The organism is Microbispora corallina (assembly GCF_016863035.1).
GTDB classification, from domain to species: domain Bacteria; phylum Actinomycetota; class Actinomycetes; order Streptosporangiales; family Streptosporangiaceae; genus Microbispora; species Microbispora corallina.
This window is the reverse complement of sequence record NZ_BOOC01000025.1, coordinates 60,787-87,355: the sequence shown is the minus strand read 5'-3', so window position 1 is coordinate 87,355 and position 26,569 is coordinate 60,787. Positions and strand designations below refer to the sequence as shown.

Here is a 26,569-nt window from a genome sequence, read left to right as displayed (position 1 = left end):
GTCGCGCGCTCACTGCAGAGCCCCCTTCAGTCGGCGGATCACGGCCTCCCGCGCGTCCGGCGGGTCCGTCACGACGGCGTCGGGGCCGAGGCTGGCGATCCACCCGGCGAGCCGTTCCGGGTCGGCGAACGTCACCTCGGCCTCGTCCCACCCGTCGGTCCCCGGCCGTACGGACTGGGCCGCGTGCCGCAGGCCGAGGCAGGAGCCCTGGCGGATCCGCACGAGGGCGGTCCGCTCGTTGGGGACCTCCTGGTAGCCGACCATGGCCCGCAGGTCCAGGCCCTCGGGGACCGTGAAGGCCCCGGGGCGGCCCAGCGTCGCGACGGGCCCGGTGATGCGGCTGAGCCGGAAGACCCGGGCGGCGCCGCGGTCGCGGTCGTGGCCGGCCAGGTACCACCGGCCGCGGCGGCTCACCACCCCCCACGGCTCCACGGTGCGCGTGAGCACCGACTCGCTGCCGGCCGAGCGGTAGTCGAACCGGACGGCCCGGCGGTCGCGCACGGCCTCCCACAGGGCCGGGAACGCCGGGTCGCGGGTGTCCACCCGCAGCTCCAGCGGGCTCTCCACCTGGTCGGTGCGCACGCCTCCGGCGCGCAGCTTCAGCAGGGCGCCGCCGGCCGCCTCCGCGAGGTTCGCCCGCTGCCACACCTGGGCGGCCAGGCCGATGACCGCGGCCTCGTCCGGCTCCAGCGTGATCTCGGGCAGCTCGTACGCCTCCCGCACGATGCGGTAGCCGGGGTCGTCCTCCCAGGGATCCTTGTGGACCTCGATCGGGATGCCGATCTCGCGCAGCTCGTTCTTGTCGCGCTCGAACATGCGCTGGAAGGCCTCGTCGTTGTCCGGGTCGTACCCGGGGACGGCCTGCCGGATCTGCTCGGCGCTCAGCGGCCGCCGCGTCGCGAGCAGGCAGATCACCAGATTGAGCAGCCGCTCGGTCTTCCGCCGCGACATCGGGCCTCCCCTCCAATCGAGAACGCTACCCTTTTCGGCGTGATCAGATGGCGCAAGGGCGAGGTGGTCCGGATCCGGCGCGAGTGGCCGGGGGCGATGGAGCTCGACGTCGCCCTCGCCGAGGGCGAGTGCCGCGCCCTCGCCTATCCCCCGCTGGTCGGACGGCCCGAGCCGGGCGACGCCGTGTTGCTCAACACGACCGCGCTCGCCATGGGCCTCGGTACGGGAGGGTACGCCATGGTGGTGGCGGTTCCGGACCGTTTGCCGCAAGATCCCGCCGGCCCGGGCCATCTGGTGAAGGCGCGCTACACCCCGCTCCAGGCGACCGTGCTCGGCGCCGACGAGCAGGACTCCCCCCATCACGAGGTCCTGCGGGAGGCCGACTCGCTCGACGGCATGCCCGTCGTGGTCGCCGACCTCCACTCCGCCCTGCCCGCGATCCTGTGCGGCCTGTACGCCTCGGCCGCGGCGCGGCCCCGCGTGGCGTACGTGATGCTCGACGGCGGCGCCCTGCCGGCCTGGTTCTCCATGTCCTGCGCGGAGCTGCGGGCGCGCGAGTGGCTGTGCGGGGTCGTGACGACCGGCCAGTCCTTCGGCGGCGACGTGGAGGCCGTGACGACGCACACGGGACTGCTGGCCGCCCGGCACGTGCTGGGCGCCGACGTCGCCGTCGTGACCCAGGGACCGGGCAACCTCGGCACCGGCACCCGGTGGGGCTTCTCCGGCGTGTCGGCCGGGGAGGCGGTGAACGCCGCCGCCGTCCTCGGCGGACGCCCGGTGGCGGCGCTGCGGGTGAGCGAGGGCGACGCCCGGGACCGCCACCGCGGCGTCTCGCACCACTCGCTCACGGCGTACGGGCGGGTCGCGCTCGCACCTGCACGGGTGGCGGTGCCCGACCTGCCCGGGGACTTCGGGGACCGGGTCCGGGAGCAGGCCGCGTCCCTCGGCGCGCGGCACGACCTGGTCACCGTGCCGGTGGACGGGCTGCTGGGCGCGCTCGAGGCGTCGCCGGTCCGCCTGTCGACGATGGGCCGCGGCCTGACGGAGGACCTCGCCTACTTCCTCGCCTCCGCGGCGGCGGGACGGGACGCGGCCGGGCTGCTCGGCTCGTAGAACTCCTTGAACGTGAACGCCTCCGGCCCGGCCCCCCGGGAGCGGAGCAGGCCGAGGCGTCCCATCGCCTCGTCCAGCGGCGGCCGGTGCCCCTCGGGGACCCACCACATCACGCTGTACGGCTCGGCCGCCCGGTGGAACCAGTCCCTGCGCCGCCTCAGCACGCCGAGGTGGGGGCTGCGGTAGACGAAGTTCCACAGACTCGTGCGGGACTCCCACACCGACAGGTTGATCAGCAGGTGGTCGCCGTACTGGTGGCGGACCACGTCGGTCGGCAGGTCTCCGCCCTTCATGCGCCAGACGAACCCGGGCGCGACGTCGGAGACGGCGTTGATCGGCTCGAGGGCGGCGACGAACCCCGCCAGCCGTGCGGACTCGATGGGCTCCAGGAGATGGGCGATGTTGAGCTGCGCGAGATGCATGCCCGGATTCTATGTCAGTCTTGATTGTTTTTAGAACCCCCGGCGTCCCGGGTGAACGCGACGCAGCACTCCCCAGGCCGGGGGTCGAGCGCGGCCGTGACGCCGCGCTCCTCGCGGGCGGCCAGCAGTCCCTCGCACATCGCGAGGTTCATCGAGCACACGAGCAGCGGGTGCTCCTCGGCCAGCAGATGGAAGGGGCAGTTGCGCAGCCGGATCCGCCCGCCCTCCTCGTACGGCTCGTATCCGCGCGCGTCCAGCACCTCGACCAGGCCCGCGCCCTCCGTGCCGGCGGCCATCCGCTCGCCCGCCCGCCTGGCGGCCGCCTCGGCCTGCTCGTCGCCGCCGAGCAGGCCGACCACCTCCGCCAGGACGAGGGCCGGGGTCCGGTAGTCGCGCGGCGGCAGGCTCACGGCCCGCTCGCCGGCGGCCCTGCGGTAGACCTTCGCCGGCCGTCCGCTGCCCGGCCCAGTGCGGTCGGTGAGCCGGCGGAAGCCCGCCTCCAGCAGGCCCGCGTCGACGAGCTTGTCCAGATGGAACGCCGCGAGCGTGCGCTGCACCCCGGCGGCCTCGGCCGCCTCGTTGCGCCCCACGTCGCGCCCCTGGGACGCCACGAAGCGGTACAGCTCCCTGCGGACGGGATCGGCGAGCACGCTCATCGACTCGAGGTCGTCGCTCTTCACAGCCCGGAGTCTAGAACCGCCCCGCTGACGCCCGGCGGGGACCGCCACCGAGGGCCCGGCCGGCACGCGGACCGCCGGACTCCGGGGCGTTGACACCGTCGTGATCGGACTGCTTTCATTAGGAAACCTTCCTAACTAACCCCGAAGGGATCCCCCTCCTCGGGTGACCCGCCACACCCCCTCCTCGACGGCGCACCCCCATTGCCCGCGGCACTCCGCGCGGGCCGCCCGTCGGCGAGACAGGCGGAGAAACGGAGATCACGACGTGAAGAACCTGCTGCCCGGACGCGCGTCCCGGCGTGCCGCCGTCCTCCTGCTGGCCGCGGGCGCGGTCGCGCTGCCGGCCCAGGCCGGGCTCGCCTCCCAGGCGAGCGCGTCGGCCGCCGGCGCGGCCCACGCCTCGACGGCCCGGGCCTCGGCGGACCTCACGGACCCGAAGAAGAAGGAGATCGCGATGGAGCTCGTCTCCAGCGCGGAGAACTCCTCCCTCGACTGGAAGGCCCAGTACAAGTACATCGAGGACATCGACGACGGCCGCGGCTACACGGCCGGCATCATCGGGTTCTGCTCGGGCACCGGCGACATGCTCGACCTCGTCGAGCTCTACACCGAGCGCAAGCCGGACAACGTGCTCGCCAAGTACCTCCCCGCGCTGCGGAAGGTCGACGGCACCGACTCCCACAAGGGCCTCGACCCGAACTTCCCGAAGGACTGGCGCACCGCGGCGGCCGACAAGGTCTTCCAGCAGGCCCAGAACGACGAGCGGGACCGGGTCTACTTCAACCCGGCGGTCAAGCAGGCGAAGGCCGACGGCCTGCGGGCGCTCGGGCAGTTCGTCTATTACGACGCCATCGTCATGCACGGCCCGGGCACCGACCCGGTCAGCTTCGGCGGCATCCGCAAGACGGCCATGAAGAAGGCGAAGACCCCGGCGCAGGGCGGCGACGAGGTCGCCTACCTCAACGCGTTCCTCGACGCCCGCAAGGCCGCGATGAAGACCGAGGAGGCCCACAGCGACACCAGCCGGGTCGACACCGAGCAGCGGGTGTTCCTCAAGAACGGCAACCTCGACCTCAACCCGCCGCTGAAGTGGAAGGTCTACGGCGACAGCTACGCGATCAAGAGCTGAGCCTGACCCCGGACAGACGAACGGCCTCTCCGCGCCCTGACAGGGGCGGGAGAGGCCGTTCCGCGTGTCGTGCCTGGGAGCTGTGCGCCCGCGGTCAGGACGGCCGGTGCCGCGATCAGGCGGCGCCGAGGACGTCGACCACGAACACGAGCGTGTCGGTGCCCTTGATGCCGCCCTGCGAGTTGCCCTCCTTGCCGTACCCGAGGTCCGGCGGGATCGTGAGCAGGACGCGGCTGCCGACGGGGACGCCGGTCAGGCCCTGGGCCCAGCCCTTGACGACCTGGTTGAGGGCGAACGAGGCCGGCTCGCCCCGGTCCCAGCTGGAGTCGAACTTCTTGTCGGTGCCCCAGATCTTGCCGATGTAGTGCGCGAGCACGGTCTGGTCGGCCTTCACGGCCGGGCCGTCGCCCTTGATCACGGTCTTGACCACGAGCTTCTTCGGCGGCTTGGCGGCCGTCTTCGTGGTCAGCGTGGGGGCCTTGTCGCCGCCCGGGTTCTCCAGCTTCACGCCGTTGAGGCCGGGGTCGACCGCGGAGCCCTGGGCGGCCTTGGCGGCGGCCGAGACGATGTCGACGACGAGCACCTGGGACGACGCGTTGAAGTCGGTGCCCTGCTGCTTGGCCTGGTTGATCTGGTCGGCCGACAGGTTGTCCTTGGCGATCACCGCGAGCACACGGCCGCCCGGCTTGGCGCCGACGAGGGCCTCGTGCAGCGCCTTCGGCAGCTGCGGGCTGACGGTGACGAACTCCGACTTGCCCTGGTCGTAGTCGGAGCCCGGCGACTTGTTCTGCTTGCCGTCCCAGTTGTAGACCGTCACGTTCGCGGTGAGGACGTCGCCGTCCTTGGCGGGCGTCCCCGAGCCCTCGATGACCTTCTGCGCGGAGGAGGTCAGCGCCGGCTTCCCGGCCGGGAAGGTGAGCGTGGGCTTCTTGCCCGCGTCTCCGGTCACCTTGATTCCGGAGGCGGCGGCCTGCTGGCCGGGGCTCGCGCTGGGGGCGCTCTTCTGCGCGGTTCCGCAGGCGGCGGCGAGCAACAACGGTATAGCGGCGACTACGGCCGTACGGCGGCGCATGTGGGAATCCTCAGACAGACAGCGGGTCCGGGTAACCCTACCCGAACCCGCCGTCAGAACCGTGTAAGCCGATCACATCCCCGCTATCAGCTTGTCCACCCTCTCGTCCACGGCCCGGAACGGGTCCTTGCACAGGACGGTCCGCTGGGCCTGGTCGTTGAGCTTCAGGTGGACCCAGTCGACGGTGAAGTCGCGGCGCTTCTCCTGGGCCTTGCGGATGAACTCGCCGCGCAGCTTCGCCCGCGTGGTCTGCGGCGGAACCGACTTCGCCTCGAAGATCCGGACGTCGCCGGCGACCCGCTCGACCGCCCCCCGCCGCTGCAGCAGGTAGAACAGGCCCCGCTTGCGGTGGACGTCGTGGTAGGCCAGATCGAGCTGCGCGACCCGCGGCGACGACAGCGGAAGGTCGTACTTCTGCCTGTAACGTTCAATCATCTGGTACTTGGTGACCCAGTCGATCTCCCGCGCCACGAGGTCGAGGTCTCCGGTGTCGACCGCCCGGAGCGTGCGCTCCCACAGCTCCAGGACCCGCTTGCTGATCTCGTCGCCGCCGCGGCGGTCGACGAAGTCGCGGGCCTTGGTGAGGTACTCCTGCTGGATCTCCAGCGAGGACGCCTCCCGCCCGTTGGCGAGGCGGACCCGGCGGCGGCCGGTCATGTCGTGGGACACCTCGCGGATCGCCCTTATCGGGTTCTCCAGGGACAGGTCGCGCATGACGACGCCCGCCTCGATCATGCGCAGGACCAGGTCGGTGGCCCCCACCTTGAGCAGCGTCGTCGTCTCGCTCATGTTCGAGTCGCCGACGATGACGTGCAGGCGGCGGAACCGCTCGGCGTCGGCGTGCGGCTCGTCCCTCGTGTTGATGATCGGGCGCGAGCGGGTGGTCGCCGAGGAGACGCCCTCCCAGATGTGCTCGGCCCGCTGGGACACGCAGTAGACCGCGCCGCGCGGCGTCTGCAGCACCTTGCCGGCGCCGCAGATGATCTGCCGGGTCACGAGGTACGGGATCAGGACGTCGGCCAGCCGTCCGAACTCCCCGTGCCGGCCGACGAGGTAGTTCTCGTGGCAGCCGTAGGAGTTGCCGGCCGAGTCGGTGTTGTTCTTGAACAGGTAGATGTCTCCCGCGATGCCCTCCTCGCGGAGCCGCTTCTCGGCGTCCACGAGGAGACCCTCGAGAATCCGCTCCCCCGCCTTGTCGTGGGTGACCAGCTCCACGACGTTGTCGCATTCAGGGGTGGCGTACTCGGGATGGCTGCCGACGTCCAGATACAGCCGGGCGCCGTTGCGGAGGAAGACGTTGCTCGATCGGCCCCATGACACCACTCGCCGGAACAGGTACCGCGCCACCTCGTCCGGCGACAGCCGCCGCTGCCCGCGGAACGTGCAGGTGACGCCGTACTCGTTCTCAAGCCCGAAGATGCGTCGATCCATCACCTCACCCTATTCCCCGAAACCGACAACCGAACAGGGATCACGCGGCTTATTGCTCCGGCGATACGGGGGAAACGGGGTCAGGGGGTGTAAATCTCCACGACCTTGACGATGTGGCCGCCCTTGACGGTGATGAGGGCGTACAGGTCGCCCTTGTCGGCCCGCAGGATCAGCTTGTTGCGGGAGCACCGCTGGGTGCCCACGTAGTCGCCGTTGATCGTCTGGTCGTTGCCGTCGCAGCCGACCGCGCTGAGGAACACCACGTTCTTGTCGATCTGGGCGGCGAAGGCCATCGCGTCGCCCTCCGGCGGCCCCTCGAAGTGGCCCGTCGTCTGGCCGCCGACGTCCCGGACGAACCGGACGGGGACGTACTCGACGACGTTGGCGTCCTGCATGGTCCGCAGCTCGCCACGGAGGATGCCGTCGCGGCTCGGGCTGATCCCCCTGGTGAAGTCGTGCCCCGGATCGGACTGGAAGACGCCGCCGAAGACGGGCGGCGTCTTGTCGGAGATCGGGGGCCACTTGTCGTCGCCGGTGGGGTCGGCCACCGGGACGGACGGCGCCGCGCTCGCGGAGGGGGTCGGCGCGGCCGGGGCGGAGGACTCGGCGGGGGCGGCCGGGGTCGCGGTCACCGTGACCGTGGCGGTGGGGCCGGCCGCGGAGCCGGCCGTCCCGGAGCAGGCGGCCAGGGAGAAGAGGGCGACGGCCGCCGCGGGAATCCCCGCGCGCCGGAAAAGGTCGAAAGTCGTCACAACCGGATGAGACTAGCGAAACCGGGGTTTGGTTGGGCCCGGAACCTGTGATCTTCGCCGCCCGCCGCCGAACGCGGTGTCACGTCGACGCCGCCGCGGCCCTGTGGGGGCCGCGGCGGCGTCGTGGACGATCCGGAAGGGACCCTGGAGGGGGTCCGGGGCGGGACGTCAGCCGGCGGAGCCGGTGTCGATGTCGCCATCGGGCGCGATCGGCGGGCCGGTCTCGGGAGCGGGCGGCGCACCCTCGCCGGACTCGGGCGCCGCCGGGGTCTCCGTGGGCGCCGCGGCGCTCTCCAGCAGCCGCTCCAGGCGGGGGCCGGCGAGACGCAGGAACTTGCGGTGCTCCCGGCCGCGGTCGAGCACGGCGACCTCGAGCTGCCCCGCCGGGGGCCGCTCGCCGCCGGGCTCGGTGAGGGCGCTGAGCGCCGCGTCGAGCGCCTGCGGCAGCTCCAGCCCCTCGCTGTAGCGCTCCTTGAGCCGGCCTGCGACGGCCTCGGCCTGGCCGCCGATCACGGCCATGCCCTGCTCGTCGAAGACCGATCCGTCGAAGGTGAGACGGAAGATCTGGTCGTCCTGAGCGGTGTCGCCCACCTCGGCGACGACGATCTCCACCTCCAGCGCCTTGATCGAATCCGTGAAGATCATGCCGAGCTGCTGGGCGTACAGGTTGGCGAGCCCGCGGCCGGTGACGTCGGTCCGGTTGAAGGTGTAGCCGTTGATGTCGGCGTACCGGATGCCGGCCAGGCGCAGCGACTCGAACTCGTTGTACCGCCCGACCGCCGCGAAGCCGATCCGGTCGTAGATCTCGCTGATCTTGTGGAGCGCCTTCGACGGGTTGGGCGCCACGAACAGGATGCCGTCGGCATACTGCATGACGACCACGCTGCGGCCTCGCGCGATGCCCTTACGCGCATACTCCGCCCTGTCCCGCATGATCTGCTCGGGTGAGGCATATCCAAAGGGCATGGACACCGGGGGTGTTCCTCTCTGTCCGTTAGCGCAGCGGGGCGGTCGGGCCGTCGGGGTCGGTCATGCGGGCCTCCAGCAACGACTGGACGAACTCGCCGACCTCCTCGTCGGGCAGGCGGCGGAAGCCGTCGGCGGTGATGACGGCGACCACCGGCCAGATCTTCCGCGTGACGTCGGGCCCGCCGGTGGCCGAGTCGTCGTCGGCCGCGTCGTACAGCGACTGCAGGCAGGCGAGCACCGTGTCCTGCGGGCTGGCGCCGGGCCGGTAGAGCTTCTTCAGCGCGCCGCGGGCGAAGATCGAGCCGGAGCCGATCGAGTGGAAGTCGTGCTGCTCGTACGGCCCGCCGCCGACGTCGTAGCTGAAGATGCGGCCGCTGTCGGCGGCCGGGTCGTAGGCCGCGAAGAGCGGGACGACGACCAGGCCCTGCATGGCCATCGCGAGGTTGCCGCGGATCATGGTGGCCAGCCGGTGGGCCTTGCCCTCCGTGGACAGCGAGCGGCCCTCGGTCTTCTCGTAGTGCTCGAGCTCGACCCGGAACAGCCGGGCCACCTCGATGCCGGTGCTCGCGGTGCCCGCGATGCCCATGCACGAGTAGTCGTCGGCGCGGAACACCTTCTCCATGTCCCGCTGGGAGATCATGTTGCCGGAGGTCGCACGCCTGTCGCCCGCCATCACCACGCCTCCGGCGCAGGTCGCCGCGACGATCGTGGTCGCGTGCGGGATCTGGTCGCCGACCGGCGCCGCCAGCGTCTCGGCACGCGTGGGCAGCAGGTTCGGCGCGTGCGCGCCGAGGAACTCGGTGAACGACGACGACCCCGTATGTGTGAAGAGGCTGTTCATCCAGGCTGGCTGAGATGCCACGCGACTCCCTCCAAGCGTGCGTTGTTACGCCCGACCCTACTCATGTCTCCGCACTGGTTGCACTCTTCCCGATCAGCTCAGCGCGAACCGGACATCCGTCCGGACCCGCCACGGGCCGCACTAACTCCTTCACCAAACCGTTTCTTTACGAGTTAGTTATCACGTGCGAGTGTCGTTTTGTCTGTACGTCATGACTTGACGGGGAGGTCGGCATGAGACCTGCACTCGCGGTGCTGGCGGGGGCCGTACTGGCGCTCGCCGCGTGCGGCACCGGCGGCGGTTCCCAGGACGACGGCGTCACCCTCACCATCACCTCCAACGCCATCTCGGGCGGAAAGAACGCGGAGACCGCGGACTGGACCGCGAAGTGGGTGATCCCGAAGTTCGAGGCCGCCCAGAAGGCCAAGGGCCGGACCGTCCACGTGCGGTTCCAGCCAAGCGGCGTCGACGACGAGCAGTACAAGACGAAGATCGCGCTCGACCTGAAGTCCCGGGCCGGGGCCGACGTGATCGACCTCGACGGCATCTGGGTCGGCGAGTTCGCCCAGGCCGGGTACATCAAGCCGCTGACCGACGTGGCGGGCGCAAGCGTGGACTCCTGGGAGGGGTGGAACCAGATCCCCCAGGCCGTCCAGGGCCTCGGCACCTTCGACGGCAAGCGGTACGGCCTGCCGCAGGGCACCGACGGCCGGGTGCTGTTCTACAACAAGGACCTGTTCAGGAAGGCCGGCCTGCCGGACCCCTGGCAGCCGAAGAGCTGGCAGGAGATCGTCGACGCGGGCACGGCCCTCAAGAAGGCGGGCGTCCAGATCCCGATCCAGCTCGACGCGGGCACCGCGATGGGCGAGGCGACGACCATGCAGGGCGTCCTGCCGCTGCTCGCGGGCGCGGGGGCGGAGATCTACGCCGGCGGCAAGTGGACCGGCGCCTCGCAACCCCTCAAGGACGTGCTGAACCTCTACCGGCAGATCTACACGACCGGGCTCGGCGACCCCCGCCTCCAGCAGGAGGCCCAGGGCCGCGACAAGTCGTTCGCGGAGTTCGCCCAGGGCAAGATCGGGATCCTGGCGGAGAGCGACTACTTCTGGCGGTCGGTGGTCGAGCCCAAGGCCGGCGTCGCTCCCATGCAGAACCGGGACGCCGTCGTCGGGTACGCCCTCATCCCCGCCGAGCGTCCCGGCGCCGGCATCCGCGGGCAGGACTTCGTCAGCATGTCAGGCGGCGCGGTCCGGGTGCTGAACCCGAACTCGAAGAACCCCGGCCTGGCGTGGGAACTGCTGTCGTTCATGCACTCGGCCGAGGCGACCACCTCGCAGCTCGCCGGGGCCGCCCGCATCACCTCCCGCAAGGACGTCAACGACACGGTGCTGGGCGTCGACCCGATGCTGAAGTTCGTGTCGGACAAGGTGCTGCCGATCACGGCGTACCGGCCGCCGCTCGCGGTCTACCCGCAGGTGTCGGTCGCGCTGCAGGAGGCGACGGCGGCGATCGTGTCGGGCCGGAGCGTGGAGGAGGCGGCGGCCGGCTACCAGAGCAAGGTGGAGTCCCTGGTCGGCGGCGCAGCGCATGTCGCGGGCTGACCCGGCCGTCTCGCCGGCCGGTCTGGGGCGGAGGCGCGCCGTCGGGTTCATGCTCCCGGCGCTGGTGCTGATCGGGGTCTTCCTGGTCTTCCCGGCGCTGTGGACCATCTACCTGGGGCTGACCGACTACCGCCTCACCGGCCTGGCGGCGGCCGACCCGCACGTCGTCGGCGCCGCCAACTTCACCGAGGCGCTCGGCGACGACCGGTTCCGCTCGTCGCTGTGGCTCACCGTCCAGTACGTGCTCGGCTCGGCGGTGGTGGGCCAGGCGGTGCTGGGGTTCGCGCTCGCGTGGACCCTGCGGAACCGGCCGGGGCCGGTCAAGCGGATCACCGAGGGGCTGGTGCTGCTCGCGTGGATCCTGCCCTCCTCGGTCGTGGCGTTCCTGTGGATCGCGCTGCTCGACCGGGACGAGGGGACGCTCAACGCGATCCTGCACACGCCCGGGACGGCGTGGCTGCTCGACCACCCCATGTCGTCGATCATCGTGTTCAACGTCTGGCGGGGCACGGCCTTCTCGATGATGCTGTACGGCGCGGCGCTGGAGAACGTGCCCCCGTCGCACCTGGAGACGGCCCGCCTCGCCGGGGCGTCCACGGTGCAGCAGCTCAGAGACGTCGTGCTGCCCCGGATCCGGGGACACGTGCTGACGAACCTGCTGCTCATCAGTCTGTGGACGTTCAACGACTTCACGGCCTTCCAGATCACCGCGGGCGGGCCGGAGGGGCGCTCGGAGATCCTGCCGATGTACATCTACAACGTCGCGCTGAGCGGGGGCCGCCTCGGGTTCGGCGCGGCCATCTCGTTCCTCGTGCTGCTGATCAACCTGGTCTTCGCCTTCGCCTACCTGCGGATCCTCCGCGGCCGCCGCGAGGTGGTCGTCCCATGACCGACGCGCGCCGCGCGGTGGGCGTGATCATGCGGGCGACGTTCCTGGCGGCCGTGCTCGGGTTCTTCTCGCTGCCGCTGCTGTGGCTGGCCTCGGCGCCGTTCGACGCCCATCCCACGATCACGGCGTCGGTCCCGAGCCTCACCCTGGCGAACTTCCGGTCGCTGCTGGACAACCCGTACGTGCTCAGCTCGCTGCGCAACTCCGTGATCCAGGCGGCCGCCAGCGCCGCGCTCGTGGTGGTGCTGGCCGCCCTCGCCGCGTACGCGCTGTCGCGGGTGCGGGTGCCCGGGCGGGACGCGCTGCTGTACGTCCTGCTGCTGCTGTCGTCGGTGGTGACCGGGACGGCGGCGATGGTGCCGCTGTTCGAGCTGGCGACCCGGCTGAACCTGATCGACACCCACCTCGGGGTGGTGCTGACGCTGTCGGGCGGGCTGCTGCCGGCGGCGATCTTCATCCTGAAGGACTTCATGGACGCCACGCCGACGTCGTACGAGGAGTCGGCCCGGGTGTTCGGGGCGTCGCCGCTGCAGATCCTCGGCCACATCGTGATCCCGCTCGTGCGGCCGGGGCTGGCGACGATCGCCGTCTGGGCCGTGGCCAACGTGTGGGGGAGCTTCCTGCAGCCGTTCATCCTGCTCCGCGACCCGGACAAGGCGCCGGGCTCGGTCATCCTCTACACGCTCTACACCGAGGGCGGCTCGCCGCGCCTCGATCTGATCTCGACGTTCTCGCTGCTCTACTCGCTCCCGGTGGTCGTGATGTACGTGTTCGTCAGCCGCAGGTACGGCTTCCGCTTCCACGGAGGGATCAAGAGGTGATCTCGCTACGCGGCCTGACCAAGGAGTTCCCGGGCGGGGTGCGGGCGGTCGACGCCCTCGACCTGGACATCGGCGACGGGGAGTTCTTCGCGCTGCTGGGGCCGTCCGGCTGCGGCAAGACGACGCTGCTGCGGACGATCGCCGGCCTGGAGACCCCCACGTCGGGGACGGTCGCCATCGGCGGCGCCGACGTGACCCGGCTGCCGCCGGGCCGCCGGGACGTGGCCATGGTGTTCCAGGACTACGCCCTGTTCCCGCACATGGACGTGACGGCCAACATCGCCTATCCGCTGCGGATCCGGAAGGTCCCCCGGGCCCGGCGGGAGGAGAAGGCGGCCGAGACGGCGGCCCGGCTCAGCCTGACGGAGCTGCTCGCCCGCAGGCCCGGCCAGCTGTCCGGCGGCCAGCAGCAGCGGGTGGCGCTCGCGCGGGCCATCGCGTGCCACCCGAAGGTGTTCCTGTTCGACGAGCCGCTGTCGAACCTCGACGCGCGGCTGCGGCTGGAGGCCCGGACATTCCTCAAGCGCCTCCAGCGTGAGCTGGCGGTGACCACGGTCTTCGTCACCCACGACCAGGGCGAGGCGCTGGCCCTGGCCGACCGGATCGCCGTCATGTCGGCGGGGCGCATCACCCAGCTCGGCACGCCGGCCGAGGTGTTCCGGCGGCCGGCGACCACGTTCGTGGCCGGCTTCATCGGCTCCACCCCGATGAACCTGCTGCCCGGCACGGCCGAGGGCGGCAGGCTTCACGTGGCCGGGGCCGTGCTCCCCCTGCCGTCCGAGGTGCCCGACGGGCCGGTGGTGTACGGCCTGCGGCCCGAGTACGCCGACCTGTCCCCGTCGCCCCCGCCGTTCGGGGACGGGGACGCGTTCTCGGGGAAGGTAGCGGTCGTGGAGAACCTCGGCACCGCCCACCTCGTCACGCTGGAGTGCGGCGACCACCTCGTGCAGGCGGTGGCGCCCGAGGGGGAGGAGCCGGCGCTCGGCGCGCTCGCCTGGGTGGTCCCCCGCCCGGGGCGCGCGCTGATCTACCGGGACGACGCGCTCCTCACGGCGGCCTGACCATGGCCGCGATCACAGGCGTGTGGACGCTGGACGACCGGCTGGACGGGCCGGTGAAGGAGCTGGAGTTCGAGGTGCCGCCGGGCACGGCCGCGGTGACCGTCCGGCTCTCCTACGACCGCTCGGCGGGCGTGCTCGACCTCGGCTGCGAGGGCCCCGGCGGCTTCCGCGGCTGGTCCGGCGGCGCCCGCTCCGAGTACACGATCGCGCCCACCTGGGCCACCCCCGGCTACCTGCCGGGCGAGCCGGAGCCCGGGGTGTGGAAGGTGGTGCTGGGCCTGTACCGCGTGCCCCTCGCCGGCCTGCCGTACGAGGTCCGGGTTATCCGCCACCGGCGGGCCCCGGCCGTGCCGCGGCGGCATCCGAGCCGGTGCGTCCGCACGCCCCGCTCGCCGCACCGCCAGCCGGCGGCCGTACGGCGGGGGCTGCCGGGCGTCGGCGGCATGCGGTGGCTGGCGGGCGACCTGCACGCCCACACGACCCACTCGGACGGCTCCCTCGACGTGTACGAGCTCGCCTGCGTGGCGGCCGACCGCGGGCTCGACTACCTGGCGGTGACCGACCACAACACGGTCAGCCACCACGCCGAGCTGCCCGCCGCCTCCGCTCTGGCCGGGATCCTGCTCGTGCCCGGGCAGGAGGTGACGACCGACCTCGGCCACGCCAACGCGTTCGGCCGGATCGGCTGGGTCGACTTCCGCCGCCCGCCCGACGAGTGGGCGGACCGGGTGCGGGAGGGCGGCGGCGTGCTGTCGGTCAACCACCCGGTGGCCGGCGACTGCGCCTGGCGGCACCCGATGACCGGCCGCCCCCGCGTGGCGGAGCTGTGGCACTGGAGCTGGTGGGACCGCACCTGGGGCGCGCCGCTCGCCTGGGGGCGGGCCTGGGCCGACGACGTGGTGCCCGTGGGCGGCGGCGACTACCACAGCCCCGAGGAAGGGCACCCGCCCGGCGACCCGACCACCTGGGTGCTCGCCGAGACCACGGGCGGGCGCGGGCCCGAGGCGGCCGACGCCGTGGTGGCGGCCGTCGCCGAGGGCCGCACGGCCGTGTCCGCCTCCCCGGACGGGCCGCTGCTGCTGCGGCACGGCGACGAGTTCCTGGCGGTGGACGCCGACGGGCTCGTCCTGTGGGGCCCGGACAACCGTACGGTCGTGCGGGGCGACCGGGTGCGGCTGCCCGCCCGGCCGGGCCTGCACCGGCTGGAGACGCCGGCCAACCAGGTGATGGCGCTGTGCGGCTGAACGGGGTTGCCCGGCTGAGGCGGCGGGGATGTGCGTCACAGGGACAAAACCCCTGAAACCGGAATCGCCTGACGTTCCGGCCCGAATCGAGGGAGGGTGATGGAGTGGACGCACTGAGGGTGGGGGTCGCCGGACTGGGTGTCGTCGCGCAGGTCGTCTACCTGCCCCTGCTGGCCAGGCGGCGGGACATGTTCACCGTCGCCGCCGTGTGCGACCTGGACGGGGAGCACGCCGCCCGGTTCGGCCGGGAGGTGGGCGCTCCCGCGTTCGGCGACCCCGGGCGGATGCTCGACGCCGGCGGCCTCGACGCGCTGCTCGTGCTGACCCCCGGCTCCCACGGGCCGCTCGTGCGGGCCGCGCTGGAGCGCGGCCTGTGGGTGCTGTGCGAGAAGCCGCTCGCCTACAGCCGCGCGGAGCTGGAAGGCCTCCCGGACGACGGGCGCCTCATGGTCGGCTACATGAAGCAGTACGACCCCGCCACCCAGCGGCTGCTGGAGACGCTCCCCGAGGCGGGCGGGCCGGGAAACGTGCGCCAGCTCGACGTGACCGTGCTGCACCCCTCCGGCGAGTCGCAGCTGCTGTTCGCGCGCGCCCGGGCGTCCCGCCCGTCGCCGGAGGCGGTCGCGCCGTACGCGGAGGCGGACGAGGCGGCGCTGACCGCCGCGGTCGGCCCGGCGTCGCGGCGCCTGCGGCGGCTGTACGCCGACGTGCTGCTGGGCAGCGTCTGCCACGACATGTCGCTGATGCGGCTGCTCGTGGGGGCGCCGGACACGGTCGACCACGTGGCCGTGTGGCCCGCGGACGTCTTCCCGCCCTCGGTCGAGGTGAGCGGGACCCTGCCGCAGGGCGGCCGGTACGGGCTGCGCTGGCACTACCTGCCCGGCTACCCGGCCTACCGGGAGACCGTGACGCTCCACCACGACCACGGCTCGCTGGAGCTGGTCTTCCCCTCGCCCTACCTGATGAACGCCCCGACCGAGCTAACGGTGCGCTGCCGGGTGGGCACGACCGAGCGGACCACCGTCTACCGCGACGTGGCCGAGGCGTTCGAGCGGCAGCTCGTCGCCTTCCACCGGTTCGTCACCGCCGGCGAGCCGCCGCTGACCGGGCTCGCCGGCGGCCTCAGCGACATCGTCACCGCCCAGCGCATGGTCCGCCGGTACGCCCAGTGGGCCGGGATCCCCGTGAGCGGCGAGTGCGCCGAGGAGGACCCGGGCCGTTCCCCGAAGGAGGAGACCCTGATTGGACGATGAGCCCGGCCGCGGGCCCGGTCGCGGCGCCCCCGAGATCGTCGTCGTGCCGCACACACACTGGGACCGGGAGTGGTACCTGCCGTTCCAGCGGTTCCGGATGGGGCTGGTCCGCATGCTCGACGACGTCCTCGACGCGATGGCCGCCGACCCGCGCCAGCGGTTCACCATGGACGGCCAGCTCGCCGCGGTGGAGGACTACCTGGAGATCCGGCCGGAGCGGCGGGAGGACCTCGCCCGGTTCGTCGCGGAGGGCCGCTTCGCGGCCGGGCCGTGGCTGATCCTCGCCGACGAGTTCCTGTGCTCGGGCGAGACGCTGCTGCGCAACCTGGAGTACGGCATGCGGGGCGCGGCGGCGCTCGGCGGCGTGATGCGGGTCGGCTACCTGCCCGACCAGTTCGGCCACTGCGCCCAGATGCCGCAGATCCTGGCGCTGGCCGGGCTCCGCGTCGCCTGCCTGTGGCGGGGCGTGCCGGCGTCGGTCGGCCTCGACGCGTTCGACTGGACCGGCGCGGACGGCACCACGGTCCGCACCCGTTACCTGCCCGGCGGGTACGGCAACGCCGTCGCGCTGTTCAACGGCCCCGCCGAGGGCCTGCCGGACCGGGTGGCCGCGTTCGCCGCCGGGATGAAGGGCTGGGCGTCGGGTGAGCGGCTGCTCGCCATGTACGGCGCGGACCACTCGGCCCCCGACCCGGACATCGCCCGGTCGGGCCTGCGGCTGGCCACGCTCGGCGAGTTCCTCGCCGAGGAGGACGCCCACGGGCCGCTGCCGGTCGTGGAGGGCGAGCTGCGGTCGCACGCGCGGGCCAACATCCTGCCGGGCGTGATCTCGGCCCGCGCCGGGCTCAAGCAGGCCATGGCGCGGGCGGAGCGGGTCGTGGCCCGGTACGCCGAGCCGCTGTCGACGCTGTGGCCGGCCGACCGGTCCGCGTCGCGGCGTATGGTCGACACGGCCTGGCGGCGGATCGTCGCGTGCAGCGGGCACGACTCGGTCACCGGCTGCGGCTCGGACGAGACGGCCCAGCAGGTGGCCGCCCGCATCTCCGAGGCCGAGCAGATGGGGCAGGCCGTCGTCGACCTGGTGAGCGCCTCCCTGGCCGCCGCCGCCCCCAGGGGGTCGCTCGTGGTGCTGAACCCCTCGCCGTTCGAGCGGACCGGGCTCGTCCTGGCCGACGTGCCGGAGGGCCGCACCCGCCTGACGGCGGCCGGGGGGCCCGTGCCGGTGCAGCGCCTCGAGCACGCGCCCACGCTCCTCGACGAGACCGTCATGGACGACCTGCCGCAACTGCTGGGCCGGGTCCACGAACGCGAGCTGTTCGGCCACGAGATCGTCTCCTGGGCCGTGGAGGACGGGGTCTTCACCGTCACCGTCAGCCGGCACGCCTCGGGCTCCTACGCGTACGAGGACCTGCGGCGGGACATCCTGGCGGCTGGGCCGGGCCCGTGGGTGGTCCGCACCGTGGCCGAGCCGGTCGTGACCGTGGCCGCGCTGGTGACCGTGCCGCCGCTCGGCCGGTCGGTCCTCGCCGCCCGCGAGCCGGTCTTCGACGGCTCCGTGCCGTACGTCCCGGTCGCCCCGCTGGACCCGGAGGCCGGCGACGGCGTGCTGGACAACGGGCTGCTGCGGGTGTCGGTCGCCCCCGACGGCACACTGTCGCTGCGGAGCCGCGACGGCGCCGAGGCGCACGGCGTCGGGCGCGTGGTGCACGGCGGCGACGTCGGCGACACCTACAACCACGCTCCCCCGCCCGCCGACCTGCTCGCCGGCACGCCCGTCTCGGTGACGGTGGAGGAGATCTGTCACGGCCCGCTCACGGCCGTGCTGGAGGTCACCCGGGCCTACGACTGGCCGGCCGGGGCGGAGCCGTCCGGGACGCCGGAGGAGACCGTGCGCACGGCCGTCGTCACGCGGGTGGAGCTGCGGGCCGGGGAGCCGTTCGTCCGGTGCGAGCTGGAGATGGACGTGCGCTGCCGCGACCACCGGATCCGCTGGCACGCCCCGCTCGCGCGCCCGGCGCGGGAGTCGTACGCCGAGGGGCAGTTCGCCGTGGTGCGGCGCGGCCTGACGGCCGAGGGCGGCTGCGGCGAGCGGCCGATCCCGACGTTCCCGGCCGAGTCGTTCGCCGCGGCGGGCGGGCTCGCGGTGCTCCTCGACCACGTGACGGAGTACGAGCTGGTGGCCGCCGGGCCGGAGGGGAGCGAAGCGGCCGAGATGGCGCTGACGCTCGTGCGGTCGGTCGGCTACCTGTCCCGCAACCGCAACCCGTACCGGGACGAGCCCGCCGGTCCGCAGGTGCCGACCCCGGCCGCCCAGTGCCAGGGCCCGTTCGCGACCCGGTTCGCGGTGCTGCCGTTCGCCGGCGAATGGCACGAGGCGGGGCTGGTGCGGCTGGCCGAGGAGTACCGCCACGGGCTGCTCGCCGTCCCCGGCGCGGGCCCGGCAGGAGACGGCATGACGGACGGCACGAGGGCCGCGGTGGCGGACACGCCCGGACCCTTCTCCCTCAGCGGCGAGGGGGTGGCGATGGCGGCGCTGCGTGAGCGTGACGGGTGGCTGGAGGTCCGCCTGGTCGCCGAGCGCCCGGCGGCGACCGAGGCCGTCCTGCGCGGGGACTTCACGGCCGCCCGCAGGGCCGGCGCCCTCGGCGTGCCGGCCGGTCCTCTGGCGGTCGCGGACGGGACGCTGCGCCTGCCGATGCGCCCGTTCGAGATCGCGACCGTGCACCTGGCGTACGGCGACCCGCCCTGACCCCGCTGTCTGCCGCCGGGGCGGCGGCACGACGACGGGCGCTCATGAGGCGGGCGGCCGGACCGTCAGCGGGGTGAGCTGGTGGATGTCGTGCCGCGCGCGCAGCGCGGCGATCTCGGCGGGGTCCGGCGCCCCCGGCGCGGCCAGCAGATCGGTGAGCTCCCTGAGGTAGTGCTCGTGGCCGGAGGGGGACACCAGGAACAGCATCCGGGCCGGGGCCGGCCCCGGGTTGAAGAACGCGTGGGGGCAGCCGGCCGGCACGTGCATGAAGCTCCCGGGCCCGCCGCGGTACACCCGGGTGCCCGACTCCGACTCCCAGGTGCGCCAGTCGCCGACCGGCTCGCCGGCCGGCCGGAAGGCCAGCAGGTCGAGCTCGCCGTCGAGGACGTAGAACACCTCCTCCGCCCGTTCGTGCAGGTGGGCTCCGACGTCGAAGCCGGGGGCGACCTCGGCCTCGAACACCGACCACACCGGGCTCCGCTCGGCGCCCGTCTTCAGCGTCATCGCCTGGATCGCCCGTCCGCCGCCGGGCGGGAGCAGCAGTCCGTCGGTCATCGGCCCGCCTCCGCAAGGTCCCGCGTCCGCGCCCACGTCTCCAGCGTCATCAGGCCGGGATGGTCGGCGCGCAGCGCCTCGACGTCGGGCACCTGGGCCGGCTGTTCGGAGAAGAAGGCGAACATCATCGCGAGCTGCTCGTCGAACGCCCGCACCCGCTCGATGGGCACCCGCCGGAACAGCGCGGGGACGCCGCGCACCCGGCCGAGCACCTCGGCGATCTCCGGCGGGGTGAGGACGTCGCCGGCGATCGCGACCGTCCTGCCCAGGTACCGTCCGGGCCGTTCGAACGCCAGCGCGGCGAACGCGCCGATGTCGTCCACCGCGATCAGCGGCATCGGGACGTCCGGCGGCATGGCGAGGCCGACCACCAGACGGCCGTCCTCCATCACCGGGCGGTTGTAGGTGGCGAAGTTGTCCATGAAGGACACGGGCCGCAGGACGGTCGCCGGCACGCCGAGCGCCCGGATGCGGTCCTCGATCCGTTCCTTGCTCTCGTAGTACGGGATGCCGGAGCCGGCCCCCGCGCCGTTGAGGGAGCTGTAGACGAGGTGCCGGACGCCGAGCCGCGCGGCGAGGTCCGCCACGAGCAGGCCGCGCCGCTCCTCGGCCGCCACCCCCGCCGCCGTGATCCGCGGCCCCTCCATCATGGTCAGGACCAGGAAGACGCCGTGGACGCCCTCCATGGCGGCCTCCAGCGAGGCGGCGTCGTCGAGGTCGCCGGTCACCAGGTCGGCGCCCGCCTCGCGCAGCGCCGCGGCGGCGGGGGCGCCGGCGTCGCGCACCAGCGCCCGCACCCTCCGGCCGCGGTCGAGCAGGTGCCGCGCGGCCGCGCCGCCCTGCTGCCCGGTCGCGCCGATGACGAGCACCGGCCCTCCTGTCTCGTTCATCGTGTCCTCCGTGTCGTGTCCGAATCGCTACGATCATCACGGTAGACACGACGACGACGCCCGTCCTGGTGGCGTTGGTGCCAGGCAGGCGGTCGGCGCGGGAGCCACCGACACGGGGAGTCAGGTCAGATGGGCGGTGACCGGTCCCGCCGCGCGGAGCTCGGCGCGTTCCTGCGCGCCCAGCGGGGGCGGCTGCGCCCGGCCGACGTGGGGCTCCCGGAGGACCTCCGACCGGGCCTGCGGCGGACGCCCGGCCTGCGGCGCGAGGAGGTCGCCGAGCTGGCGGGGCTCAGCCTCACCTGGTACACGTGGCTGGAGCAGGGCCGCGACATCGCGGCGTCGGCCCAGGTGGTCGCCGCGCTGGCGCGGGCGCTGCGGCTGGACTCCGACCAGTACCGGCACCTGTGCCGCCTGGCCGGCCTGGCCGCGCCCGAGCCGGACACGGCGGGGACGGACGGCCTGCTCCGGTTGCAGCGACTGGTGGACGCCGCCGTCCCCAACTGCGCGTCGGTGTACGACGCGCGCTTCGACTTCGTGGTGTGGAACTCGGCCTACGCGCGGCTCCGCCACGACCCGGCGCTCCTGCCGGAGGGCCGGCGGAACCTGCTGTGGATCATGTTCGGCGACGACGTGGCCCGTTCTCGTCTGGTGCGGTGGGAGGCGGCCGCACGGGCGGTGCTGAACCAGGTCAGGGTCGCGGTGGGCGAGCGGCCGGAGGACTCACGGCTCGCAGGTCTCGTCGCCGAGCTGGCGGAGAAGAGCCCCGAGTTCCGCCGGTGGTGGGCCGAGTATCCGGACCGGTACTTCCGGCCCGCGACGATCGGCGTCGACCACCCGGAGGCCGGGCGGGTCGACCTCGTCATGTACCAGCTCCGCCCGGTGGAGCGGCCCGATCTGCTGATGGTGCTGCAGGTCCCGGCGACCGCCGCCGACCTGCGGCGGGTCACCGCGCTGCTGGGCGCCTCGCCGGCCTGATTGTCGTCCGGACGGTCATCCGGTCCGTGCGGGGCCCCTCGCGCGCGTTCTCGCGCCCTGGGCGGTGCGACCCGTCGTGCCCCCGGAGTCGTCATGCGCACCGGCCGTGCGGGACCGGTCGTCCCTCAAGGCCGTGCTGCGCCTCGTCATGAGCACGGGCCGGGCGGACCCTTGGTCCTTCACGGCCGTGCGGATCTGTCGTCCGTCCCGGGCCGTCCGAGATCGGCCGTGCGCCCGGGGCCGGGCGGCGAGGAGCCGGTGATCCGGCGCGCCGGGGCCCGGCACGTCGGCCGCTCCCGCTCCCGGCACGCGCCCGTGGCGCCGCCGGTCACCGGCGGTCCGGACCGCGCCGTGGCCGGCCGGTCCGGCCGCGGGCCGTCGGGCCCGGCCTACTCGCCGCCCTTCTGGACGTACGACCGGACGAACTCCTCCGCGTTCTCCTCGAGGACCTCGTCGATCTCGTCGAGGATCGCGTCGACGTCGTCGGTGAGCTTCTCGTTGCGCTCCTGGACGTCCGGGGACGCCTGCGCCTCGGTCTCCTCGACCTCGTGGTCCTGGCGGCCGGCCTGCTTCTGCCCGCCCGTGTCCTTGGTCGCCATCCCTGTACCTCCGCTGCTCGGGGGGACGCCTCTCCCCCATATCTTCCCCGAACCGGACGACATTGCGCGCGAATGGAGCCGCGATCTTTGCCGGGCCTCATCGCGTCCTGCCAGCCAACCCTCCCACCGGCCACAACGCAAACCCACTTGACGGATAGCCTCGCTATCCAATAATTGGATAGCACTGCTGTCCAATGAAGGAGCACCCGATGTCCCCCGCGTCCGCCACCACCGCCGGAATCCTGCTGATCACCGTCACCGGCGTGGGCTACGGCGGCCTCACGCTGCTGACCGCCATCCTCCGCAAGGTCCCCGGATACCTGGACAACCCCGTGCGGCGGGGGCTGTGGCGGGCCGGCCACGCCCACGCCGGCGTGCTCGTCCTGTTCTCCCTCGTCGCGCTGCTCTACCTCGACCAGGCCGACCTGCCGGACGGCCTGCGCACGCTCGCCCGGCTGCTGATCGTCGCGGCGCCCATCCTCATGCCGCTCGGCTTCTTCCTGTCGGTCGCCCGGCCGTCCGACACCCGGCCGAACCGGCTCATCCTGCTCACCGTCCTGGGCGGCGCCGCGCTCGCGGCCGGGACGCTGATCCTCGGCATCGGGCTGCTGTAGACCGGATCGTTATCGATGTCACACTCTTGGTGACGGCCAATCGGCGCGGGGCGGCGACCGTTCGGATCACAATGTTGAGGATCTCGGTACAGTCGAGCGGTTTCGAGCACACGGGTGGCTGATGGGAACGGGTGCACGGCAACTGCTGGCGGATCGCTACCGGCTGCTGTCGCCCCTCCGCCGTGACGGCGGGGGGATCATGTGGCACGCCCACGATCTGCGCCTCAAGCGCGACGTGGCGATCAAGGAGGTCCAGCCGCCGTACCGGGTGGACGCGGCGGACCTGCAGGCCGCGCGGCGGCAGGCGCTGCGCGAGGCCCGGTCGGCCGCCCGGCTGAGCCACCCGGCCGTGATCACGGTGCACGACCTGCTGGAGGACCGGGGCAGGCTCTGGATCGTGACAGAGCTCCTCCAGGGCCTCACGCTCAGCGAGACCGTACGGCACCTCGGACGGCTCCCGGTGCACTGGGCGGCCTGGGTGGGCTTCCAGCTCCTCACGGGCGTGCGGCACGCCCACTCCCTGGGGGTCATCCACGGCGACATCCGCCCCGGCAACGTGGTCCTGACCGAGGACCGCGTGGTGCTGACCGACTTCGGCATCGCGGCCTTGGAACGGGACCCCGGCTCCTCGACCACCGTGCCGCTCACGCGGTCCGGAGCGTACCTCGCCCCCGAGCGGATGCGCGGAGGCGCCCCGGCGCCCGCCGCGGACCTGTGGTCCTTCGGGGCCACCCTGTACTGCGGGGTCGAGGGGAGGCCGCCGTACCCGAGCGTGGGCCCGCTGGCGGCCGGCCTGGCGCTCACCCGGGAGCCCGACCCGGCGCACCGCGCCGGACCCCTGCGCGCGGTCCTGGACGGCCTGCTGCGGCGCGAGCCCGAGGAGCGGCTGAGCGCCGAGGCCGCGACCCGCCTGCTGGCCGACGTGCTTCGGCGGCAGGGCATCCCGGCCGCCGCGCCCGGCCGCAGCCAGGGCGAGCTCCCGGCCGCCCGCCCTTACAATGTAGATTCGCGCCGGTCGGGGACCGGCTGGCCCGTCCCCGACCACCCGGCCCTCTGAGGAGGCGGGTCAGCTCTCGCCGGTCAGGGCCGCGACCAGGTCGGCCGCGGTGCGGCAGCGGTCGAGCAGCTCCCCGACGTGGGCCTTGGTCCCGCGCAGCGGCTCCAGCGTGGGCACCCGCTGCAGCGACTCCCTGCCGGGGATGTCGAAGATCACCGAGTCCCAGGAGGCGGCGGCGACCGAGTCGCTGTACTGCCGCAGGCACCGCCCGCGGAAGTACGCGCGGGTGTCGGTCGGCGGCAGCTCGACCGCGCGGTCGATCTCCTCGTCGCTCACCAGCCGCTGCATCCGCCCCCGGGCGACCAGCCGGTTGTACAGGCCGCGCTCCGGACGGATGTCGGAGTACTGGAGGTCGACCAGCTGGAGGCGCGGGTGCGACCACGGCAGGCCGTCCCGGGTCCGGTAGCCCTCGAGGAGCTCCAGCTTCGCCACCCAGTCGAGCTCGCGGGACAGCTGCATCGGGTCCTCGGCGAGCCGGGTGAGCACGGACTCCCAGCGGTTGAGCACGTCCTTGGTCATGTCGTCGGCGCCGGACCCGAACCGGTCCTCGACGTACTTGCGCGCCTGCTCCAGGTACTCCATCTGGAGCTGGACGGCCGTCATCTTGCGCCCGCTGCGCAGCGCGATCTCGTACCGGCAGGTGGGATCGTGGGACACCGCCCGGAGCGCGGCGACCGGGGACTCCGGCGTGAGGTCGGCCGTGAGGAAGCCCTCCTCGATCATCGCGAGGACGAGCGCGGTGGTCCCTAGCTTCAAATATGTCGAAATTTCCGACATATTGGCGTCGCCGATGATCACGTGCAGCCGGCGGTACTTCTCCGGGTCGGCGTGCGGCTCGTCGCGGGTGTTGATGATGGGCCGCTTGAGCGTGGTCTCCAGGCCGACCTCGACCTCGAAGAAGTCGGCCCGCTGGCTGATCTGGAAGCCCTCGCCGCGCGAGTCCTGGCCGATGCCGACCTTGCCCGCCCCGCACACGACCTGCCGCGACACGAAGAACGGCGTCAGGTGCCGCACGATGTCGGCGAACGGCGTGGCCCGGCGCATGAGGTAGTTCTCGTGGCAGCCGTAGGAGGCGCCCTTGGCGTCGGTGTTGTTCTTGTAGAGCTGGATCGGCGCGTTGCCGGGCATGGACGAGGCCCGGACGGCCGCGTCGTACATGACCCGCTCGCCGGCCTTGTCCCAGATCACCGACGCCCGCGGGTTCGTGGTCTCCGGCGTGGAGTACTCCGGGTGGGCGTGGTCGACGTACAGGCGCGCGCCGTTGGTGAGGATCACGTTGGCGAGGCCGAGGTCCTCGTCGGTGAGCTGGCTCTGGTCGGCCACCTCGCGGGCCAGGTCGAACCCTCGGGCGTCGCGGAGCGGGTTCTCCTCCTCGAAGTCCCACCGGGCCCGGCGAGCCCGGGCGGCCGATGCCGCCAGGTACGCGTTGACGACCTGCGACGAGGTCACCATCGCGTTCGCTCCCGGTTGACCTGGTACGGCGATGCCGTACTCGGTCTCGATGCCCATCACCCGCCGAACCGTCATTCGCACCCCGCCTGTTTCAGGCTGTCGTCGTCATATCCGAGCCTAGCCCCTTCTCTATGCCCTGCTACCAGACAGTTACGGCACAGATGCCTCGTGACTTTGCGCGGCGAGGGGCTGCGGGACAGGGGAAGCAGGGCCTCCGCCGGCCCCGCGGCGTCCCCCCGTACGGGCCACCAGAGCGCCCAGACGGACCCTGAGCCACCGCTGACCTGGCCTGTCGACCATCCGGTACGCGAGGTACGCGATCGCGATCGAGACCGCCATCGTGATCGCGACGAGCAGCCAGGGATCCACGATGTCCCGATATGTGGGGATGAGAACCGCCGAGACCGTCTGATGCAGCAGGTACAGCGGATAGGTGAGCGCCCCGAGGGTCATGAGGGGCCTCCAGCGCAGCCACCGCAGCCAGCCGAGCGAGACCGCGGCCATCAGCAGGAAGATCACCGAAATCGCGACGACGACGTTCTCCGGCGGCGCCGGGTAGTGCTTGAGCCCGATCAGCCGGACGCGCTCCCCCACGCGCTCGGTGGCGGCGTACAGGGACATGGCGTAGCCCCCCGCCACGAACGCCCACGGCAGCAGCCACCCGGCCCGCGGCCCGAACCGGTGGATCAGGAAGAAGGCCATTCCCGCGATGAAGTACGGCGCCTGGCGCGGCTGGAACACGAACACGAGCACGTCGTTCTGGGTGAGCTCGGCGGCCAGGGCCAGCGCGAGCCACGCCCCGAGGAACGCCAGGCACCGCCGCAGGGTGATCCCGAACAGGGCGAACACCCCGATGAGGACGTAGAACCGCAGCTCCACCCACAGCGACCAGAACACGGCGCCCGCGTGGCCGACGCCGAACGCGCCCTGGAGCATGCTCAGGTTGAGCAGGTACTCCCCGGTGGACAGCTTCGGGTCGAAGGCGGTGACCCCGCTGAAGCGGTACATGATGAAGATCACGACCACGGCGAACCAGTACGCCGGGAACAGCCGGGACACCCGGGAGACGGCGAACTCCCCGACCGTGTGCCCCCACACGCTCATCAGGATCACGAACCCGCTGATGAGGAAGAACAGCTCGACGCCCAGGATGCCGAGCGACGACAGCCGGCTGACGGGGGCGAAGAGCGTGGTCGGGTACTCGTCCCACAGGGACCGGCTCGCCGCCATGAAGTGGAACGACATCACCGCGAACGCGGCCACGAACCGCAGGGCGTCCAGCTCGACGAGGCGGGGCCCCTTCGCCGCCTTGACGGCCGGGGAACCTGGGGAGGGCACAGGGGTCACCCTGGCACGCCTAGGTAGATCACGCACCTTTGACGCGATCGGTTCCCTCCCGGTTCCCCCCTTTTCACCCGCTTTGTGCGCCGGTCGTCCGGTCCCGGGGGA

At 72.7% G+C, this 26,569-nt stretch carries 25 protein-coding genes; 12 read left to right on the top strand and 13 right to left on the bottom strand.

Translation table 11 applies throughout. The features are described from left to right. Positions 1 to 9: 9 nt before the first annotated feature. Positions 10 to 951: a helix-turn-helix transcriptional regulator gene (locus Mco01_RS23745; RefSeq protein ID WP_204059104.1), complete on the bottom strand. Its 942-nt coding sequence runs from the start codon at positions 949 to 951 to the stop codon at positions 10 to 12. Between the two features lie 39 nt (positions 952 to 990). On the opposite strand from Mco01_RS23745, the gene Mco01_RS23740 reads away from it, so the two are divergent. Continuing rightward, positions 991 to 2,064 (top strand): DUF3866 family protein, encoded by a 1,074-nt coding sequence (locus Mco01_RS23740; RefSeq protein ID WP_239103867.1) that lies wholly within the window; start codon positions 991 to 993, stop codon positions 2,062 to 2,064. Here the strand turns inward: Mco01_RS23740 and Mco01_RS23735 are convergent. Continuing rightward, the gene (locus tag Mco01_RS23735; protein WP_204059103.1) at positions 2,007 to 2,486 is read right to left on the bottom strand and encodes a DUF3291 domain-containing protein; all 480 of its coding nucleotides are present in this window, start codon (positions 2,484 to 2,486) and stop codon (positions 2,007 to 2,009) included. The genes Mco01_RS23740 and Mco01_RS23735 overlap by 58 nt on opposite strands. A 14-nt stretch (positions 2,487 to 2,500) precedes the next feature. After that, positions 2,501 to 3,166, bottom strand: a complete 666-nt coding sequence (locus Mco01_RS23730; protein ID WP_204059102.1) for a helix-turn-helix transcriptional regulator — start codon at positions 3,164 to 3,166, stop codon at positions 2,501 to 2,503. 265 nt (positions 3,167 to 3,431) lie between these two features. Between Mco01_RS23730 and Mco01_RS23725 the strand changes: the two genes are divergently transcribed. Beyond that, the gene (locus tag Mco01_RS23725) at positions 3,432 to 4,295 is read left to right on the top strand and encodes a chitosanase (protein ID WP_239103866.1); all 864 of its coding nucleotides are present in this window, start codon (positions 3,432 to 3,434) and stop codon (positions 4,293 to 4,295) included. Positions 4,296 to 4,410: 115 nt separating this feature from the next. Here the strand turns inward: Mco01_RS23725 and Mco01_RS23720 are convergent, their stop codons facing one another. From Mco01_RS23720 to prcB, 5 genes are all read right to left on the bottom strand, one after another. Then, positions 4,411 to 5,328, bottom strand: coding sequence for an FKBP-type peptidyl-prolyl cis-trans isomerase (locus Mco01_RS23720; protein WP_204059101.1), 918 nt, complete (start codon positions 5,326 to 5,328; stop codon positions 4,411 to 4,413). A gap of 111 nt (positions 5,329 to 5,439) precedes the next feature. Beyond that, positions 5,440 to 6,798, bottom strand: coding sequence for a Pup--protein ligase (pafA, locus tag Mco01_RS23715; protein WP_204059100.1), 1,359 nt, complete (start codon positions 6,796 to 6,798; stop codon positions 5,440 to 5,442). An 80-nt stretch (positions 6,799 to 6,878) separates the two neighbouring features. Continuing rightward, on the bottom strand, positions 6,879 to 7,550 hold the full coding sequence (locus tag Mco01_RS23710; protein ID WP_204059099.1) for a hypothetical protein: 672 nt from the start codon (positions 7,548 to 7,550) through the stop codon (positions 6,879 to 6,881). A 168-nt stretch (positions 7,551 to 7,718) separates the two neighbouring features. Next, positions 7,719 to 8,516 (bottom strand): proteasome subunit alpha, encoded by a 798-nt coding sequence (gene prcA / locus Mco01_RS23705; protein ID WP_204059130.1) that lies wholly within the window; start codon positions 8,514 to 8,516, stop codon positions 7,719 to 7,721. A gap of 28 nt (positions 8,517 to 8,544) precedes the next feature. Then, positions 8,545 to 9,360 (bottom strand): proteasome subunit beta, encoded by an 816-nt coding sequence (gene prcB, locus Mco01_RS23700; RefSeq protein ID WP_204059129.1) that lies wholly within the window; start codon positions 9,358 to 9,360, stop codon positions 8,545 to 8,547. 233 nt (positions 9,361 to 9,593) lie between these two features. On the opposite strand from prcB, the gene Mco01_RS23695 reads away from it, so the two are divergent. From Mco01_RS23695 to Mco01_RS23665, 7 genes are all read left to right on the top strand, one after another. After that, entirely contained in the window at positions 9,594 to 10,961 is a 1,368-nt protein-coding gene (locus Mco01_RS23695; RefSeq protein WP_204059098.1) for an extracellular solute-binding protein, read from the top strand. Further along, complete coding sequence (locus Mco01_RS23690; protein ID WP_204059097.1) at positions 10,948 to 11,850, top strand: carbohydrate ABC transporter permease; 903 nt, start codon at positions 10,948 to 10,950, stop codon at positions 11,848 to 11,850. The genes Mco01_RS23695 and Mco01_RS23690 overlap by 14 nt, the downstream gene beginning before the upstream one ends. Then, positions 11,847 to 12,671: a carbohydrate ABC transporter permease gene (locus Mco01_RS23685; RefSeq protein WP_036318750.1), complete on the top strand. Its 825-nt coding sequence runs from the start codon at positions 11,847 to 11,849 to the stop codon at positions 12,669 to 12,671. The genes Mco01_RS23690 and Mco01_RS23685 overlap by 4 nt, the downstream gene beginning before the upstream one ends. Further along, complete coding sequence (locus Mco01_RS23680; RefSeq protein WP_204059096.1) at positions 12,668 to 13,732, top strand: ABC transporter ATP-binding protein; 1,065 nt, start codon at positions 12,668 to 12,670, stop codon at positions 13,730 to 13,732. The genes Mco01_RS23685 and Mco01_RS23680 overlap by 4 nt, the downstream gene beginning before the upstream one ends. Positions 13,733 to 13,734: 2 nt before the next feature. After that, positions 13,735 to 14,976, top strand: a complete 1,242-nt coding sequence (locus tag Mco01_RS23675; protein ID WP_204059095.1) for a CehA/McbA family metallohydrolase — start codon at positions 13,735 to 13,737, stop codon at positions 14,974 to 14,976. Between the two features lie 104 nt (positions 14,977 to 15,080). Next, a complete protein-coding gene (locus tag Mco01_RS23670) occupies positions 15,081 to 16,229 on the top strand; it encodes a Gfo/Idh/MocA family protein (RefSeq protein WP_239103865.1) in 1,149 nt (382 codons plus the stop codon). After that, positions 16,219 to 18,978 (top strand): glycoside hydrolase family 38 N-terminal domain-containing protein, encoded by a 2,760-nt coding sequence (locus tag Mco01_RS23665; RefSeq protein WP_239103864.1) that lies wholly within the window; start codon positions 16,219 to 16,221, stop codon positions 18,976 to 18,978. The genes Mco01_RS23670 and Mco01_RS23665 overlap by 11 nt, the downstream gene beginning before the upstream one ends. Positions 18,979 to 19,020: 42 nt before the next feature. Here the strand turns inward: Mco01_RS23665 and Mco01_RS23660 are convergent, their stop codons facing one another. Then, positions 19,021 to 19,533, bottom strand: coding sequence for a cupin domain-containing protein (locus Mco01_RS23660; RefSeq protein ID WP_204059094.1), 513 nt, complete (start codon positions 19,531 to 19,533; stop codon positions 19,021 to 19,023). Further along, a complete protein-coding gene (locus Mco01_RS23655; RefSeq protein WP_204059093.1) occupies positions 19,530 to 20,423 on the bottom strand; it encodes an NmrA/HSCARG family protein in 894 nt (297 codons plus the stop codon). Before Mco01_RS23655 ends, Mco01_RS23660 begins: the two co-directional genes overlap by 4 nt. Positions 20,424 to 20,552: 129 nt before the next feature. On the opposite strand from Mco01_RS23655, the gene Mco01_RS23650 reads away from it, so the two are divergent. Continuing rightward, entirely contained in the window at positions 20,553 to 21,398 is an 846-nt protein-coding gene (locus tag Mco01_RS23650) for a helix-turn-helix transcriptional regulator (protein ID WP_204059092.1), read from the top strand. 389 nt (positions 21,399 to 21,787) lie between these two features. On the opposite strand, the gene Mco01_RS23645 is transcribed toward Mco01_RS23650, so the two are convergent. Further along, complete coding sequence (locus Mco01_RS23645) at positions 21,788 to 21,997, bottom strand: ubiquitin-like protein Pup (protein WP_036318734.1); 210 nt, start codon at positions 21,995 to 21,997, stop codon at positions 21,788 to 21,790. Positions 21,998 to 22,206: 209 nt separating this feature from the next. On the opposite strand from Mco01_RS23645, the gene Mco01_RS23640 reads away from it, so the two are divergent. Both Mco01_RS23640 and Mco01_RS23635 read left to right on the top strand, forming a co-directional pair. Continuing rightward, positions 22,207 to 22,611 carry a hypothetical protein gene (locus Mco01_RS23640; protein ID WP_204059091.1) on the top strand — a complete coding sequence of 135 codons (405 nt, stop codon included), beginning with the start codon at positions 22,207 to 22,209 and terminating at the stop codon, positions 22,609 to 22,611. 121 nt (positions 22,612 to 22,732) lie between these two features. Next, positions 22,733 to 23,668: a serine/threonine-protein kinase gene (locus Mco01_RS23635; protein WP_204059090.1), complete on the top strand. Its 936-nt coding sequence runs from the start codon at positions 22,733 to 22,735 to the stop codon at positions 23,666 to 23,668. A gap of 9 nt (positions 23,669 to 23,677) precedes the next feature. Here the strand turns inward: Mco01_RS23635 and dop are convergent, their stop codons facing one another. After that, positions 23,678 to 25,195, bottom strand: coding sequence for a depupylase/deamidase Dop (gene dop, locus Mco01_RS23630; protein WP_204059089.1), 1,518 nt, complete (start codon positions 25,193 to 25,195; stop codon positions 23,678 to 23,680). A gap of 75 nt (positions 25,196 to 25,270) precedes the next feature. Next, the gene (locus Mco01_RS23625; protein WP_204059088.1) at positions 25,271 to 26,458 is read right to left on the bottom strand and encodes an acyltransferase family protein; all 1,188 of its coding nucleotides are present in this window, start codon (positions 26,456 to 26,458) and stop codon (positions 25,271 to 25,273) included. Positions 26,459 to 26,569: the final 111 nt, after the last annotated feature.